This is a genomic window from Intrasporangium mesophilum (assembly GCF_054783095.1).
Map to the genome: position 1 here is coordinate 143,164 of NZ_BAAGRF010000003.1, position 15,518 is coordinate 158,681.

General features: G+C 70.9%; 14 protein-coding genes. 5 read left to right on the plus strand and 9 right to left on the minus strand.

What is annotated here, in order from left to right; genetic code table 11:
• Positions 1-5 precede the first annotated feature (5 nt).
• The 5 genes from ACYVLP_RS02000 to lipB all read right to left on the minus strand — a co-directional run bounded on the left by ACYVLP_RS02000 (position 6) and on the right by lipB (position 4,693).
• Positions 6-734, minus strand: coding sequence for a DUF4191 domain-containing protein (locus ACYVLP_RS02000; protein ID WP_460625664.1), 729 nt, complete (start codon positions 732-734; stop codon positions 6-8).
• 5 nt (positions 735-739) lie between these two features.
• The gene (gene lipA / locus ACYVLP_RS02005) at positions 740-1,765 is read right to left on the minus strand and encodes a lipoyl synthase (protein WP_460625665.1); all 1,026 of its coding nucleotides are present in this window, start codon (positions 1,763-1,765) and stop codon (positions 740-742) included.
• A gap of 162 nt (positions 1,766-1,927) precedes the next feature.
• Complete coding sequence (locus ACYVLP_RS02010; RefSeq protein WP_460625666.1) at positions 1,928-3,004, minus strand: ABC transporter permease subunit; 1,077 nt, start codon at positions 3,002-3,004, stop codon at positions 1,928-1,930.
• Positions 3,001-3,963, minus strand: coding sequence for an ABC transporter ATP-binding protein (locus ACYVLP_RS02015; RefSeq protein ID WP_460625667.1), 963 nt, complete (start codon positions 3,961-3,963; stop codon positions 3,001-3,003). The genes ACYVLP_RS02010 and ACYVLP_RS02015 overlap by 4 nt, the downstream gene beginning before the upstream one ends.
• Positions 3,964-4,033: 70 nt before the next feature.
• A complete protein-coding gene (lipB, locus tag ACYVLP_RS02020) occupies positions 4,034-4,693 on the minus strand; it encodes a lipoyl(octanoyl) transferase LipB (protein ID WP_460625668.1) in 660 nt (219 codons plus the stop codon).
• A 119-nt stretch (positions 4,694-4,812) separates the two neighbouring features.
• Between lipB and ACYVLP_RS02025 the strand changes: the two genes are divergently transcribed.
• Both ACYVLP_RS02025 and ACYVLP_RS02030 read left to right on the plus strand, forming a co-directional pair.
• The gene (locus tag ACYVLP_RS02025; RefSeq protein ID WP_460625669.1) at positions 4,813-5,883 is read left to right on the plus strand and encodes a Gfo/Idh/MocA family protein; all 1,071 of its coding nucleotides are present in this window, start codon (positions 4,813-4,815) and stop codon (positions 5,881-5,883) included.
• Between the two features lie 63 nt (positions 5,884-5,946).
• Positions 5,947-7,449, plus strand: a complete 1,503-nt coding sequence (locus tag ACYVLP_RS02030) for a protein kinase domain-containing protein (protein WP_460625670.1) — start codon at positions 5,947-5,949, stop codon at positions 7,447-7,449.
• On the opposite strand, the gene ACYVLP_RS02035 is transcribed toward ACYVLP_RS02030, so the two are convergent.
• The 3 genes from ACYVLP_RS02035 to lpdA are packed head-to-tail and all read right to left on the minus strand — an operon-like array spanning position 7,427 to position 11,669.
• On the minus strand, positions 7,427-8,335 hold the full coding sequence (locus ACYVLP_RS02035; RefSeq protein ID WP_460625671.1) for a TIGR01777 family oxidoreductase: 909 nt from the start codon (positions 8,333-8,335) through the stop codon (positions 7,427-7,429). The two genes, ACYVLP_RS02030 and ACYVLP_RS02035, sit on opposite strands and share 23 nt — an antisense overlap.
• Positions 8,336-8,359: 24 nt before the next feature.
• Positions 8,360-10,258: a 2-oxoglutarate dehydrogenase, E2 component, dihydrolipoamide succinyltransferase gene (gene sucB, locus ACYVLP_RS02040; protein WP_460625672.1), complete on the minus strand. Its 1,899-nt coding sequence runs from the start codon at positions 10,256-10,258 to the stop codon at positions 8,360-8,362.
• A gap of 31 nt (positions 10,259-10,289) precedes the next feature.
• Entirely contained in the window at positions 10,290-11,669 is a 1,380-nt protein-coding gene (gene lpdA / locus ACYVLP_RS02045; RefSeq protein ID WP_460625673.1) for a dihydrolipoyl dehydrogenase, read from the minus strand.
• A 148-nt stretch (positions 11,670-11,817) separates the two neighbouring features.
• On the opposite strand from lpdA, the gene ACYVLP_RS02050 reads away from it, so the two are divergent.
• Both ACYVLP_RS02050 and ACYVLP_RS02055 read left to right on the plus strand, forming a co-directional pair.
• Positions 11,818-12,165 (plus strand): hypothetical protein, encoded by a 348-nt coding sequence (locus ACYVLP_RS02050; RefSeq protein WP_460625674.1) that lies wholly within the window; start codon positions 11,818-11,820, stop codon positions 12,163-12,165.
• Positions 12,166-12,307: 142 nt separating this feature from the next.
• Positions 12,308-12,496: a DUF5302 domain-containing protein gene (locus ACYVLP_RS02055; RefSeq protein WP_460625675.1), complete on the plus strand. Its 189-nt coding sequence runs from the start codon at positions 12,308-12,310 to the stop codon at positions 12,494-12,496.
• Between the two features lie 261 nt (positions 12,497-12,757).
• On the opposite strand, the gene ACYVLP_RS02060 is transcribed toward ACYVLP_RS02055, so the two are convergent.
• On the minus strand, positions 12,758-14,233 hold the full coding sequence (locus tag ACYVLP_RS02060) for a leucyl aminopeptidase (protein WP_460625676.1): 1,476 nt from the start codon (positions 14,231-14,233) through the stop codon (positions 12,758-12,760).
• A 153-nt stretch (positions 14,234-14,386) separates the two neighbouring features.
• Here ACYVLP_RS02060 and gcvT point away from each other — a divergent pair, with 153 nt between their 5' ends.
• A complete protein-coding gene (gene gcvT / locus ACYVLP_RS02065) occupies positions 14,387-15,505 on the plus strand; it encodes a glycine cleavage system aminomethyltransferase GcvT (RefSeq protein WP_460625677.1) in 1,119 nt (372 codons plus the stop codon).
• The last annotated feature ends 13 nt before the right edge of the window (positions 15,506-15,518 follow it).

Genomic DNA, 15,518 nt, shown 5'->3' on the forward strand with positions numbered 1-15,518 from the left:
GTCGTCTACTTCCCGCGGAGGGCGCGGCGGTCCATCCGCGCCTTCGTCGGGTCGACGCCCGGCGGCAGCGGCGCACGCAGCCCGCCAAGGGCCTTGAGGCGCTTGTTGACCATCGCCATCTCGTCCTTGGTGATCTGCGGCTTGAGGCGCTGCACCTTGCTGGCGATCTTCGACAGGGGGATCTCGTCGTCGCCGTTGCCGACGCGCAACGTCGTCACCGGGACGCCGGGTGCGACGCGCTCGACCCGCTTCTTCTCCGCGGCGAGCAGCTTCTGCACGCGGCCCGTGGGGCCTTCGCCGACGAGCACGACGCCCGGACGGCCGAGCGCGCGGTAGACCATCGCGGCAGAGCTGATGTCGCCCGCACGGGCCACGTCGGCGGCGACGGGCTCGCGGTCGGTGTACCAGCCGCGGCGGATCGAGGTGAGCGCGGCACCTGCGGCGCCGGCCTGGCCCTCGATCTGAGAGTAGGCGGCACGCTCGGCACGACGGCTCATCAGGATCGTCGCCGCGAGGATCCCGAACAGCACACCGAAGATGCCGAGGAACACCGGCATCTTGAAGATGAGGCCGATGACGAGGAACACGGCGAACACCGCCAGGAACGCCAGCAGCATGTACCACCCGATATTGGGGTCACTTTGCTTGGTGATCCGGTAGACGTCGCGGATCTGGGCCAGCCGGCCCTGCTTCTTGTCCTCGGGCGCGGTGTCGCCGTCCTTCTTGCGTGCCATGGTGCTCAGGATACGGCTGCCTGTGCGCGAGCCACCAATGACGTCGCCTCTTGGCGGGCCGGCGACTCGGCGGCCTCGGCCAGGTGGGCCAGGTGGGCGGGGATCTCACGGCCCCACTTGCGCATGGCCGTCGCCCAGAGGCGCCCGGCGCGGTAGGAGGACCGCACGAGCGGACCGGCCATGACGCCCTTGAAGCCGACCTGCTCGGCCAGCTCCGACCAGTGCACGAACTCCTCCGGCTTGACCCAGCGGTCGATCGGGTGGTGCAGCTTGGACGGGCGGAGGTACTGCGTGATCGTGAGGATGTCGCACCCTGCGTCGTGCAGGTCGCGGATCGCCTCGTCGATCTCTGCGTCGGTCTCGCCCATGCCGAGGATGAGGTTTGACTTCGTCACGAGACCCGCCTCGCGGGCCATCGACAGCACCTTGAGCGACTTCTCGTAGGTGAACGCCGGACGGATCCGGCGGAAGATGCGCGGGACCGTCTCGAGGTTGTGCGCGAACACCTCGGGACGGGCGTCGAACACCTGCCCGACCAGCTCCGGCTTGGCGCCGAAGTCGGGGGGCAGGATCTCGACCCCGGTGTTGGGGTTGAGCAGGTGGATCTGCCGGATCGTCTCGGCGTAGAGCCCGGCGGCACCGTCGGGCTGGTCGTCGCGGGCGACGCCGGTGACCGTGGAGTATCGCAGCCCCATCTGGCGCACCGACTCGGCCACGCGCCGCGGCTCGTCCAGGTCGAGGTCACGCGGGCGTCCGGTTGCGATGTCGCAGAAGTCACAGCGCCGGGTGCAGATGTCGCCGCCGATGAGGAAGGTGGCCTCCCTGTCCTCCCAGCACTCGAAGATGTTGGGGCAGCCGGCCTCCTGGCACACGGTGTGCAGACCCTCGGTCTTCACCATGGAGTGCAGTGCGGCGTACTCCGGCCCCATCTTGGCCGTCGTCCGGATCCAGGACGGTTTGCGCTCGATCGGGGTCTCGGCGTTGCGCGCCTCGACGCGCAGCAGACGGCGGCCGTCGGGGACGACAGTCACTGGCTCTCCTTGGTCGGGTGATGCTGCACCCACAGGCTACGCCCCCGCCGGGGAGCCGCTGACCACCGAGCTATGCCGGCCGGCGAGGCCCGGCGCACCGACCGGCGCCTCGCGTGGCGGGCCTGTCGCTGAAGGGGTCGGGGCCGAACGCGCAGCTGATGCTCAGCTGACGTCGCGGCGACGGAACGCAAGCAGTGCGGCGGCGACCCCGAGGGCGCTGACGATGACGAGATACACCCAGCCGTGGGTGTAGCTGTTCGTCAGCTGTACGGACATGCACTCGGTCGGCTTGCAGACCATGGCGTAGTACGTCGAGCCGTCGTGGACGAACGACTCCACGTTGGTGCGCATGAACCACGGCTGCCAGCGCCCTCCTGACAGCTCCGAGGCGATGAGTCCCTCCGCCACGACGGTCCAGGCCAGCACGGTTCCGATCACGCCGGCCGTCGAGCGGAGCAGGATGCCGATCACGGCGCCACCCAGCCCACCGAGTGCGACCACCACCCCGACACGCAGGAGCTCCTGCGTGATCGTCCCGGTGCTCGGGCCGTCGGGGAGGGCCAGGTCCGAGTCGGGGCGGTTGATGGTCGTGATCATGGTGGCGCTGAGGAAGGCCAGGCCGATGGCGACCGTCGCGATGCCGACGCCGGCGAGCGTCGCCGCGACGAGCTTGGAGGTTGCAACCCGGACCCTCCGGGGCACGAAAGTCAGCCAGTTGCCGAGGGACCCGGTCGCGTACTCGGCCGCGACGAAGCTCGCGCCGAGGACGAACGCCAGGAACGCGAACACGTAGAAGCCCTCGACCGCGATCGACCGGATGATCTCGTCCTTGGCCAGGTTTGTAAGCCCGAACTGCTGCAGCGTCGGGGGGTCGAACATGTGGTCGCAGCCGAAGTCCGCGGGTGCGCCGTCCTGTTGCGACTGTGCTTCGCTCTTCTTGCACTCGGCGATCTGCTGGGCCTTCTGGGCCGGGTCGAGCTGTGCCTGGTCGCGCTGCATCTGCTCGACCATCGAGTGGAACTCGTCCACGCGCTGGGCGATGTTCTCGGGCGTCGTCTCCTGATAGATCGAGAACGTCGCCATGCCGACGACGGCGAAGACCGCGACGATGACGGCCTTGGTGAGCCGACGCCACCAGAGCCGCCGCAGCTCGACGCCGACGAGACCGACGAACGAGGTGCCGGTCGGCCGTACGTCCGAGCGCGGCCGTGAGTCCGAGCTGGCCAGCATGCTGGTCATGCCGCACCTCCCATGAGTCGCCCGCCGGCGGCCCGGTCCGCTGCGCTGCCCAGGCCTTCCTCTGCCGTGAGCGCCAAGAACGCCGACTCGAGGTCGGGGCGGATCGGCACGAGCTCGCTGACGAACAGGCCATGTCCGGCCAGCGCCCGCGTCACGGCCGATGGGTCGTCCGTAGTGACGAGCAGGTGCCGGCCTTCGCGAGTGACGGTGAGACCCTCGGCCTCGAGGACCTCGTGTGCGCGGTCGGGCGACGCGACGCCCACCTTGACCTGAGCGACACCCTGTCCACCGAGGATGTCGCTGACGACGCCCTCGGCCAGGAGCGAGCCGTGCCCGATGATCGACACGGTGTCGGCGACCTGCTCGACCTCGGCCAGGATGTGTGAGCTCACAAGCACCGTCTTCCCTTGTGCACCAAGCGATTTCATCGTGTCCCGCACCTCCCTGATACCTGCTGGGTCGAGACCGTTCGTCGGCTCGTCGAAGATGAGCAGGTCGGGATCCTTGAGCAGGGTGGCCGCGATCGCGAGGCGCTGCTTCATGCCCAGGGAGAAGCCGGCATACCGGTCGCGGGCACGGTCGTGAAGGTGGGTGGCCTCGAGCACCTCGTCGACCCGGTGCCGCGGGGTGCCGATGGCACCCGCGAGGAGCGTGAGGTTCTGGTGCGCCGAGAAGGCCGGGAAGAACTTCGGGGACTCGACGATGGCCCCGACCCGGTCGATGACCGCAGGAAGGGTCCGCGGCACCTCGTGACCGAAGATCTCAGCGGTTCCCGAGTCGGCCCTGGCCAGGCCGAGCAGCATTCGGATCGTCGTGGTCTTGCCCGAGCCGTTGGGGCCGAGGAAGCCGTGCACCCCGCCGTGCGGGACGGTCATCGTGAGCCCGGCGACGGCGACGCGGCGGCCACCACGGCTCAGGTAGGTCTTGCGCAGATTGACGGTGCGGACGGCGACGTCCATCGAGTCCCCCTTGGGCGCCCATGAGTTCGGTCTGGGTCAGGCACACCCTAGGCGGTCGGCACGGGATGCGTCAGGCGGAGACACGCCCGTTCGGCCGGAGATCCGGAATCAGGTCGGACAGGTGCTTCTCGACGTGCGGCAGCACCTCGAGCACCGGCACGTCCCGTCCCAGCTCGAAGGACAATGACGTGACACCCGCGCCGACAATGCCGCACGGGATGATGACCTCTCCCCACGACAGGTCTGGGTTGCAGTTGAATGCGAAGCCGTGCATGGCGACCTGGCGGCTCACCCGGATGCCGATGGCGCCGATCTTGCGACGCGGACCCCGCTCGTCGGCGGCGATCCACGTCCCGCTCTCGCCCTCGACCCGCCCGGCCTCGACCCCGAAGTCCGCGCACACCCGGATCATCATCTCCTCGAGCGTCCGGACATATCCGACGACGTCGATCGGGGCCGGGAGCCGGACGATCGGGTAGCCGGTGACCTGGCCCGGTCCGTGCCAGGTGATCTTGCCGCCTCTGTCGACGTCGATGACCGGCGTGCCGTCCTTGGGACGCTCCTGCGGCTCGGTGCGCTTGCCGGCGGTGTACACCGCCGCGTGCTCGAGCAGGTAGATGGTGTCGGGCTCCTCACCGGCTACGACCTTCGCGTGGGTGTCGCGCTGGACCTGCCACGCCTGCTCGTAGTCGACGAAGTCAGGGTCGAGCCCGAGGTGCACGAAACGCATGGCGTCAGCGTACGCGCGCCGCGCGACGGGTCCGCACCCGTCCGAGGGTGCGCCGACTCAGGCGTCCTCCCGGCGGCGGTTCGTTTGCGCGAGCGCCTCGGACGGCATACAACCTCGGTATGCCGCCTTCCGACGTCACGTCCGCTCCGTCCCTTCGCGTCGGCCTCGTGGGCTACGGCTCGGCCGGCCGCGGGATCCACGCTCCACTGATCGTCCGCGCCGGGCTCACGGTCGCGGCCGTGTCGACGTCCAACCCGACCCGTGCCGAGGAGGTGCACGCCGAGCACCCGGATGCGGTCGTCGTGCCCGACCTCGACACGCTGCTTGCGCTCGACGGAGTCGACGTGGTCGTGCTCGCGTCGCCGAGCGGCGTTCATGCAGAGCAGGCCGAGCGTGTCATCGGCGCCGGTCTGCCCCTCGTGGTCGACAAGCCGCTGGGGGTGGACGCGAAGAGCGCACTCGATGTCGTCGACCTCGCAGCGCACCACGGTGTGCCCCTGACCGTCTTCAACAACCGGCGGTTCGACCCCGAGCTGGCGGCCCTCACCCGCGTCCGGGACGACGAGCTCGTCGGCGAGATCTGGCGGGCCGAGTATCGCTGGGACCGTTGGCGGCCCGTGCCGAAACAGCGGTGGCGCGAGCAGGTCGGCCCGGAGGAGGGAGGCGGGCTTCTGCTCGACCTGCACACGCACCTCGTCGACCAGGCGGTGCTCCTGCACGGCGAGGTCGAGGCGGTCTACGCCGAGGCCGACTCGCGAACCACGGTCGCAGAGGACGACACGTTCCTGGCGTGCCACCACACCTCCGGCGTGGTCAGCCACCTCCTGGCGAGCTCGGTCAACGGCGCTCCCGGCCCTCGCGCACGCGTGCTGGGGTCGGCTGGCTCCTACGTCATCGGCAAGCAGTTCGACGACGTCAGCTCGTTCACGGAGTTCTTCAACCAGGGGGATGCGGTCGGGTGGGTGGTCCGCGGAGACGAGCGTGAGCCCGGTCCGGTCGTGACGGGCGCCGACCAGGCGGACTTCTACCGTGCGGTCGCAGCAGCCCTGGCGACCGACGACCCCCAGGCCGCTATGCCGGTGGACCCGCGCGACGCGGTGCACGTGCTGGCTGTGATCGACGCGGCACGCATCAGCGCCCGCGGCTGCCGGGTCGTGGACGTCGTGACGCCGGGCGAAGTGCCCGACTGACCGAACGCCACTGCCTGTGGATGACGCCCACGCGGCTGTGCGCGGCGCTGCTTGCATGGACGGGTGACGGAGCGACAGCAACCCTTGACGGTGCCGGGCTATGCCCTCGGGCGGGTGATTGGCGAAGGGGCGAGCGGCGTCGTGTGGTCCGGGACCGGTCCCGGCGGTCGACCGGTCGCCGTGAAGGTGCCGCATCTGCGGGCGGATGCAGCGGACCTCGCGCAGGCACGCGTCGAGGAGCATGTCCTCCGTGCGGTCCGACACGGGCATCTGGTTCCGCTGCGCGACGCCGTCGGTCTCCAGGACGGCCGCACCGCCCTCGTGTTCGACCTCGTCCCGGGCCAGGCGCTCGCGGGCATGGTGCGATCGCGCGGGCGTCTACGCGCGGGCGAGACCGTCACGGTCCTGACGCCGATCTGCGAGGCGGTCGCGGCGATCCATTCCGCCGGCGGACTCCACGGCGACGTCTCTCCAGGCAACGTCATGGTCACGCCTGCTGGCCGGCCCGTCCTGCTCGACCTCGGCTCGACGCGCGTGGTCGGCGCGGAGCACGGGATCGTGCACGGCACGCCCGGATTCGTCGCGCCGGAGATTCGCGCGGGCGACGAGCCCTCGATGGCCGGCGATGTCTACTCCCTCGGGGCGCTCGCCTGGTTCTGCGCCACGGGCAACGGGGCCCCGGACACGCCGCTGCGCCTCGACCCGGAGGTGATCGAGAGCCATGTCGGCCCAGCGCTCGCCGGGCTGATCAGCGCCTGCATCGACCCGAATCCTGCCTGCCGCCCGACCTCGGCCGAGCTGCCGCGGCGCTTCTTCGACGCCACTGTGCCCGAGCCGGTCGAGGTCGTCCTCGACCTGGACCCGGCCGCGGCCCTGACCCACCGGCTGCCCGAGACGGCCGGCCACGACGCCGCCGGTCTGGACGCCGAGGCGGCGCGAGACCGGGGCTCGTGGCGATGGCCCCGCCGTTCAGGCATCGCCGCCGCTGCCGCCCTCACGCTCGCCGCCGCCGGCTGGGCCCTGGCGGCGAGGGTGCCGCCCGGCGCGGCGACACCCGGCAGCGTGCCGACGAGCGTGCCGGTCGCACGGGCCGCCGCCACCGTGGGCGGTTCGGGCACCGCATCGTCCAGGTCGGGTGCGCCGCGCGCGGACCCGGTGCTGTCGGCGCCCGGGTCCCCGTCGGCCCGGCCATTCGCCCTCCTGCAGGCGCTGAGCGACCGTCGTGGCCGCGCGCTCGTCCAGCGCGACACGGGGGCGCTCGCCGCCGTGCATGCCGCCGGGTCGCCGAGCGCCCTCGCGGACCAGCAGCTCGTGGCGTCGATGCGCGCGTCGGGGACTCGCTGGGAGGGCCTGCGGTCCCAGGTCGCCGACGCGAAGTTCGTGTCCGGCGCAGGCCGCGTGGCCGTCGTCCGCGCCCGAGTGAGCTGGGCGGCATACGTCGTCGTCGACCCAGACGGCATGCGCCGTCAGCGGGCGGCCGAGCGCGGTGACCTGCTGGAGTTCCGCCTCGAGCGAGGCGCAGCGGGCTGGCGGATCGTCTCGATCAGCGCTGCACGAGCCAGCTGACCGCAGTGTCGAGGTCGCGGTGCTCGAACTCGAAGCCCGAGCTGCGCAGGGCTGCCGGCTCGACGCACTGGCTGGCCAGGATGGAGTCGGCGAACTCGCCGACGACCACCCGCAGCGCCAGCCGCGGCGCGGGCAGGACGGCGGGACGCGACAGCGCCGAGCCGATGGCCCGGGCGATGTCCTTCTGTCGAGCCGGCTGCGGTGCCACGAGGTTGAAAGGACCGGTCAGCTCCGGCCGGTCAAGCAGGTGCGCGATCGCCCGGACCTCGTCGACGAGCGTGACCCACGGCCACCACTCTGTTCCCGACCCCAACGGGCCGCCCAGCCCGAGACGCGCCAGACGCAGCAGCGGCTCGAAGGCGCCGCCCCGGCGCGACATGACGAGCCCGCTCCGGACCCAGGCCACGGGTATGCCGGCACTCACCGCCGGCTCGGCGGCGGCCTCCCAGCGGGTGACCACGCCGGCGAGGAAGTCGTGCCCCGCCTCGCTCTCCTCCGTCAGGACCTCGTCGCCGCGGTCGCCGTAGTAGCCGACCGCCGAGGCGTTGACGAGGCGGACCGTCCGCCCCGTCCGAGCACGGTGCGCGACCACGGCCTGTGCGATCGTGCCGGTCGCGTCGGTGCGCGAGCGCTCGACCTCGCGCTTGTGCTCCGGCGTCCAGCGCCGGTCGCCGATCCCGACCCCGGCCAGGTTGACCACCGCGTCGACGCCGTCCAAGGCGCTCTCCTCGAGCTGGCCCCGCTCTGGGTCCCACCCGACCTCGTCAGGTGCAGAGGTGTCCCGGCGCACGACCCGCAGCACGCTGTCACCTCGGTCGGTCAGATGATGACGAAGCGCGTCGCCGATCAGACCGGACGAGCCGGTGATGGCGACGCGCTTCGTCATGATCACAACCCTGGAGGCCCGTGCTCAGGCCTCGAAGCGACCCTCCTCGAGGCGGGTCTTCATCGTGCCCAGGAAGCGGGCGGCGTCCGCGCCGTCGACGATGCGGTGGTCGTACGACAGCGCGAGGTACATCATCGAGCGGATCGCGATGGTCTCGCCGCCGTCGGGGTCGGTGACGACGACCGGGCGCTTGACGATCGCGCCCGTGCCGAGGATCGCGACCTGCGGCTGGTTGATGATCGGGGTGTCGAACAGCGCGCCCCGGCTGCCGGTGTTGGTGATGGTGAAGGTGCCACCGGCCAGGTCGTCGGGCGTGATCTTGCTGTTGCGGGTGCGCTCGGCCACATCGGCGATCGCCCGGGCGAGCCCAGCGATGTTGAGGTCACCGGCGTTCTTGACGACCGGGACGATGAGGCCCTTGTCGGTGTCGACGGCGATCGAGAGGTTCTCCGAGCCGTGGTAGACGATCTCGTCGCCCTCGACGCTCGCGTTGACCATCGGGTGCGCCTTGAGCGCCTCGGTCGCGGCGAGCGCAAGGAACGGCAGGAAGCTGAGCTTGACGCCCTCTCGCGCCTCGAAGTCGCGCTTGGAGCGGTCGCGGATCCGGGCCACCTTCGTCAGGTCGACCTCGACGACCGTCGTCAGCTGCGCTGACACCTGCAGCGACTCGACCATGCGCGTGGCGATGACCTTGCGAAGCCGGCTCATCTTCTCGCGCGTGCCGCGCTTGGGGGAGACGGTCGCCGACGGTGCAGCGGCCGCCGGAGCGGCCGGAGCAGCCTGGGCGGCCGGGGCGACGGGCTGCTCCGGGGCCGGAGCTGCGGGGGCCTTGGCCGCCTCGGCAGCATCGAGGACATCCTGCTTGCGGATACGGCCGCCGACGCCGGTGCCCTTGATGCTCGCGAGGTCGACGCCGTGCTGGCTGGCCAGCTTGCGCACGAGTGGCGTGACGTATGCCGCAGCCTCGTCGCGCGAGGCGGCGTCACCGGACCCATCGCCCTCCGGCGACTGCTGCGCAGCGGGACGCTCGGCGTCGGCCGGAAGCCCGGCGGGCGCGGGAGCTGCGTCCGCCGCCTCGGGAGCCGCGGCGGGCGCAGGCGCTGCCGGCGGAGCGGGCGCAGGCGCTGCCGGCGGAGCGGGAGCCGGGGCGGGTGCAGCGGGTGCAGCGGGCGCGGGAGCCGGGGCCTGCGGGGCCGGAGCGCTCGACGCCTGCGGCGCAGCGGAAGCGGCGGCTGCCGGTGCGCCACCGCCGATGATGGCCAGGTCGCCACCCACGGGCACCGTCTCGTCCTCGCCGACGAGGATCTTGGTCAGGGTGCCCGCGAACGGAGACGGGATCTCGGTGTCGACCTTGTCGGTCGAGACCTCGAGGAGCGGCTCGTCGACGGCGACCTCCTCGCCCTCGGACTTGAGCCAGCGAGTCACGGTGCCCTCGGTGACCGACTCCCCGAGGGCAGGCATCGTCACCGTCTGGCCGCCACCGCCACCCGACTGCGCCGGTGCCGCAGGGGCCTCGGCTGCCGGGGCCGGCGCGGCGGCCGCGGCCTCGGGCTCGCTCGTGGCCGGGGCAGGCTCCTGCTCGGTGCTCGGTGCCTCGGCGGCCGGTGCCGGCTCCTGCGCGGGTGCGGCTTCTGGGGCGGGTGCCTCGGTGGCGGCAGGAGCGTCGCCACCGCCCGGCGCTGCTGCTCCGTCGCCGATCACGGCGAGGTCGGCGCCGACGGGCACCGTGTCGTCCTCCTGCACGAGGATCTCCTGCAGGGTGCCCGCGACAGGTGAGGGGATCTCGGTGTCGACCTTGTCGGTCGAGACCTCGAGCAGCGGCTCGTCCACCTCCACGCGGTCACCGACGTTCTTCAGCCAGCGGGTGACGGTCCCCTCGGTGACGGACTCACCCAGGGCCGGCATGGTCACGCGATCTGACATGACGTGTTTTCTCCTCTTCCCAGTGACTGGCTCAAGCGTGTGCGTGCAGGGGCTTGCCCGCCAAGGCCAAGTGTGCCTCGCCGAGCGACTCGTTCTGTGTCGGGTGCGCGTGGATGAGACCGGCGACATCCTCGGGGTGTGCCTCCCAGTTGACGATGAGCTGGGCCTCGCCGATCTGCTCGCCCATGCGGGCACCGATCATGTGGACGCCGACGACGGGTCCGTCCTTCTGGCGCACGAGCTTGACGAAGCCCTGGGTGGCCAGGATCTGCGACTTGCCGTTGCCGCCGAGGTTGTACTCGTAGGTCTCGACCTCGTCGTACTGCTCGCGGGCCTGGGCCTCGGTGAGGCCGACGCTGCCGATCTCGGGGTCGCAGTAGGTGACCCGCGGGATGCCGGTCTCCTCGATGACGGCAGGGGAGAGGCCGGCGATCTCCTCGGCCACGAAGATCCCCTGGGCGAACCCGCGGTGCGCGAGCTGAAGGCCCGGAACGATGTCACCCACGGCATACACGGTGGGGACGTTGGTGCGCAGCCGCTCGTCCGTCGGCACGAAGCCGCGGTCGACGGTGACGCCGGCTGCTTCGAAACCGAGCCCGTCGGTGACGGGGCCGCGCCCGACGGCGACGAGCAGCAGGTCGGCCTCGATGGTCTCGCCGGAGTCGAGCGAGATGCTCACGACGTCGCCGGTCTGCGTGGCGCCGGTGAACGACACCCCCGTCTTGAAGGCGATCTTGCGTTTGCGGAAGGCGCGCTCGAGCTGCTTGCTGATCGCCTCGTCCTCGGCCGCGACGAGCCGGGGGAGTGCCTCGATGACGGTCACTTCAGAGCCGAAGCTCTTGAAGACCGACGCGAACTCGACGCCGATGACGCCACCGCCGAGGACCACGACGCGGGCGGGCACATGGTCGATCTGCAGGGCCTGCTCACTCGTCATGATGCGGCCACCGATCTCGAGCCCGGGCAGCGACTTCGGGTAGCTGCCGGTGGCGAGGACGACGTTGCGTCCAGTCAGCCGCCGGTCGCCCACGACCACGGTGTCGGGGCCGTCGAGCGCGCCTGTGCCTTCGACATAGGTGATCTTGGCCGCCTTGACCAGGCCTTGCAGGCCCTTGTGCAGCCGGGTGACCACGCCGTCCTTGTAGCGGTGCACCCCCGACATGTCCACGGCCTCGAACGTCGACTTGATGCCGAACTGGGCGCCCTCGCGTGCCACGTCGGCGACCTCGGCCGCGTGCAGCAGGGCCTTGGTCGGGATGCAGCCGACGTGGAGGCAGGTGCCGCCCAGCTTCCCCTTCTCGACCAGGGCCACCGAGAGGCCCAGCTCTGCGGAGCGAAGGGCGCAGGCGTAGCCGCCGGACCCCCCGCCGAGGATGACGACGTCGTAGTCGTCCGCGGCACCAGCCGACATATGGTTGCGCTCCTTTTGGGAATGGGTGCGTAGCTCAGGGTTCGAACTGCACAGCATCTTGTCATTGATCGAGGGCGACGTCACAGGCAGGTCACGCCTGCCCGCGCAGTGACGGCCCGACCACGGGTCGAGCACGTACAGTGCCGCCATGGGCTGGTTCTCACGCCGCGGAGGTCGCAAGGGCGACGACCGCCAAGGTCGCTCCGACGGGCCCCAGATGGACATCGACCGCAAGGCCGTGGACAGCCACCTCCGTTCGTTCGCGGAGTCGCACCTCGGTGTCGAGGCCTATGTGGAGCCCGCCACGAGCGTCACGAAGACGACCATCGTGCTCATCGCCTGGGACGGCGAGTGGACCCGTCGAGCGGTCGGGTCACCGAAGGACGCCTTCGAGATCAGCCAGAAGCTCGGCATCCCCGTCTACGACGTGAACCACACTGGGTATCCCAGCCGCATGCGCGAGTGGAACTCCCGCAAGCGCAGCGGGGACGCCTGAACGGGGCGGACCGGCCCTCGTCCAGCGCCTGTCGAACCTCTGTCAAGGCAAAAGTACTGGCGCGTATGCCGGTCGGTTGGCAGGGTGGGAGGCGTCCCACCGTGCCGCGAGCGGCGCGCCACCACACCGAGGAGTACTTCGAATGACGAACAAGGATGCGGCGGCCGCCGGCCCGAGCGAGGAGATGAAGGCGAAATTCAGGGCAGCCCTGGACAAGAAGCACGCCCACGGCGGCAAGGACGTCTCCGACGACGGCGACCGGTCGAAGGTCCACGGTGCGCACGGACCGGCCAAGCAGCAGCAGATGTTCCGGCGCAAGTCCGGCGGCTGAGGAAGACCTAGGCAAGCGCCCACTGCGTTCGGCGCGCGTCGCGCCTGGACTGACGAGCGAAGCGAGCGCCAGCGAGCCAGTCGAGGAGGGAAGGCGTGACGTCAAGGCGCGCCGGACACGGCGAGCGGAGCGAGCCCATGTAGTGGTTCGGCGCGCGTCGCGCCTGGACTGACGAGCGAAGCGAGCGCCAGCGAGCCAGTCGAGGAGGGAAGGCGTGACGTCAAGGCGCGCCGGACACGGCGAGCGGAGCGAGCCCAAAAGCTACGCGTAGGACTCGGCGAGGCCGACGAGCGTCCGGACCCCGAAGCCGGTACCGCCCTTGGGCCAGTAGCCCGTCGGTGCCTTGTCGTTGAACGCTGGTCCGGCGATGTCGATGTGGCTCCACGGGATGCCCTCGCCGACGAACTCGCTCAGGAAGATTCCCGCAGTGAGCATGCCGCCCTCGGAACCACCCTTGTGCGCGAGGTCGGCGTTGATCGAGTCGAGCGCCGGCCGGAGGTCCTTCGACAGCGGCATCGGCCACATGGCCTCGCCCACCTGGTCGGCGGCCTCGAGCACCCTCCCGCGGAAGGTGTCGTCGTTGGCCATGACGGCTGCGGTGTTGGCGAGGGCGACGACCTGGGCCCCAGTCAGCGTCGCCACATCGACGATGGCATCGGGGTTGGTCTCCGACGCGAGCGCGATGCAGTCGCCGAGCACCATCCGGCCCTCGGCGTCGGTGTTGAGGACCTCGACCGTCTTGCCACCGCGCATCGTGACGACATCGCTGGGGCGCTGCGCGGTAGCGCTCGGCATGTTCTCGGCGAGCCCGAGGTAGCCGGTCACGGCAACGGGCAGCCCCAGCTCGGCGACGGCCAGCACCGCACCGGCGACCGCCGCCGCACCCGCCATGTCGCACTTCATCGTGAGCATGCCGGTGGCGGGCTTGATGCACAGGCCACCCGAGTCGAACGTGATTCCCTTGCCCACGAAGGCGATCGAGGCCTTCGGGCGAGCAGGAGCGTAGCTGAGCACGGCGATCCGCGGCTCGTTCGCCGAGCCCTGGCCAACGCCGACCGTCCCGCCGAAGCCACCGGCCCGCAGCTGCTTCATGTCGTACGACTTGAGCCTGACCTTCGTGCCCTTGATCCGCTCGGCCAGGGAGTCGACGAAGGTCTCCGGGTAGAGCAGGTTGGGCGCCAGGTTGACCAGGTCGCGCACGTAGGCGACCGCCTCGCCGAGGGCGGCGGCGCGCTTGACAGCGCGACGCGACGCGGCGTCGGCCGGGCCGACGATGGCGACGGCGGCCACAGCGTCGGTGCTCGTCGTCCCCGCCTTCGACACGGCATACCCACCCAGGGCGCAGCCCTCGGCGACAGCGGCGACCAGCTCCGCCGAGCTGCCCGGGACCACGACGACCGCCTTCTTCTTCTTGCTCAGCGAGCGGACTGCGGCGCCGACGCCCTTGCGAACATCCTCGAGGGACGTCGAGTCGGGCTTGGACGTCAGCTCGCCGACACCGGCGAGGACGACGAGCTTGGCGGCGACCTCCGGCACGGCGGCGAGGGTCGTCACCTCGCCGACCTTGCCGGCGAGCTCGAGGTCGGCGACGACCGACTTCAGGTGCGATGCCGTCTTGCGGGGCAGCCCGTGCCCGGCCGCGAGGGTCGCTCCGCCCTCACCGGAGACGAGGGCGACGACGAGCGCATCGCCGGCCGTCTCTGCGGCCGATCGGGTGGAGAGGGTCAGGTTGGGCACGTCGGACTCCTTCGTCGTGTGCTCGCGGGCGCACGAGTGTGGGCGCGTCCGGAGGGGGCAGATGGTGTGTCACCGTGGGGCACGGTCTGCCGCAGGCGGCGCTCGATGATAACGAGCCCAGCCGTGCATGCCTGTGGCGGTAGGTTGGCGGCCATGACGACAGAGACGTCGGGGACGACCTCCCCGCTCACCTCGCCCCTGCACGACCGCCACGTCGCCCTCGGCGCCAAGATGGCCGACTTCGGAGGCTGGGACATGCCGATCGAGTACCCCGGCGGTGGTGTCGTGGCCGAGCACACGGCGGTGCGCGAGCGGGTCGGTGTCTTCGACGTGAGCCACCTGGGCAAGGCCTCGGTCAAGGGGCCGGGCGCCGCCGATTTCGTCAACGCGTGTCTCACCAACGACGTGCGACGGATCCAACCGGGCCAGGCGCAGTACACCCTCTGCTGCGACGAGTCCGGCGGCGTCGTCGACGACCTCATCGTCTATCTCAAGGCAGACGACGACGTCTTCCTCATCCCCAACGCCGCGAACACGGCGGAAGTCGTGCGTCGTCTTCAGGCCGCCGCGCCCGAGGGCATCGAGGTGACCAACCTGCACCGCGACTACGCCGTCATCGCTGTGCAGGGGACCAAGTCGGACGAGACCCTCGAAGCGCTCGGACTGCCCGCGGGCCACGGCTACATGTCGTTCGTCGAGGCCGAGTGGAACGGCCGGCCGGTCATCGTCTGCCGGACGGGCTACACCGGCGAGCGCGGCTACGAGCTGGTCCCGCTGTGGGACGACGCGCCGTCACTGTGGGACGCCCTCATCGAGGCCGTCCAGCCCTACGACGGTATGCCGTGTGGCCTCGGCGCGCGCGACACCTTGCGCACTGAGATGGGCTATCCCCTTCACGGACAGGACCTTTCGCTCGAGATCTCTCCAGTGCAGGCGCGCGCGGGCTGGGCGGTCGGGTGGAAGAAGGACACGTTCTGGGGCAAGGCCGCACTCGAGGCGGAGAAGGCCGCGCCGGCGCGCCTGTCCCGTGGGCTGCTTGTGACCGGCCGCGGCATCCCGCGAGCGCACTGCACGGTGAGCCGAGACGGCGAGCCGGTCGGCGAGGTCACCTCCGGGACGTTCTCACCCACCCTGAAGCAGGGCATCGCACTGGCACTGCTAGCACCTGATGTGGCCGACGGCACCGCCGTCGAGATCGACGTCCGCGGCCGGCCGGTCGCGGCCACAGTGGTCAAGCCGCCCTTCGTGGAGGTTCAGGTCCGCGAAGCCTGACGGTCACTTCGAG

Bases quoted from the DNA above. Each gene is read 5' to 3' on its own strand.
- ACYVLP_RS02015 (WP_460625667.1), bottom strand. From the start codon at position 3,963: ATGGACGTCGCCGTCCGCACCGTCAATCTGCGCAAGACCTACCTGAGC.
- ACYVLP_RS02055 (WP_460625675.1), top strand. From the start codon at position 12,308: ATGACGAACAAGGATGCGGCGGCCGCCGGCCCGAGCGAGGAGATGAAG.
- lipB (WP_460625668.1), bottom strand. From the start codon at position 4,693: ATGCGTTTCGTGCACCTCGGGCTCGACCCTGACTTCGTCGACTACGAG.
- gcvT (WP_460625677.1), top strand. From the start codon at position 14,387: ATGACGACAGAGACGTCGGGGACGACCTCCCCGCTCACCTCGCCCCTG.
- ACYVLP_RS02010 (WP_460625666.1), bottom strand. From the start codon at position 3,004: ATGACCAGCATGCTGGCCAGCTCGGACTCACGGCCGCGCTCGGACGTA.
- ACYVLP_RS02000 (WP_460625664.1), bottom strand. From the start codon at position 734: ATGGCACGCAAGAAGGACGGCGACACCGCGCCCGAGGACAAGAAGCAG.
- sucB (WP_460625672.1), bottom strand. From the start codon at position 10,258: ATGTCAGATCGCGTGACCATGCCGGCCCTGGGTGAGTCCGTCACCGAG.
- ACYVLP_RS02050 (WP_460625674.1), top strand. From the start codon at position 11,818: ATGGGCTGGTTCTCACGCCGCGGAGGTCGCAAGGGCGACGACCGCCAA.
- ACYVLP_RS02035 (WP_460625671.1), bottom strand. From the start codon at position 8,335: ATGACGAAGCGCGTCGCCATCACCGGCTCGTCCGGTCTGATCGGCGAC.
- lpdA (WP_460625673.1), bottom strand. From the start codon at position 11,669: ATGTCGGCTGGTGCCGCGGACGACTACGACGTCGTCATCCTCGGCGGG.
- ACYVLP_RS02025 (WP_460625669.1), top strand. From the start codon at position 4,813: ATGCCGCCTTCCGACGTCACGTCCGCTCCGTCCCTTCGCGTCGGCCTC.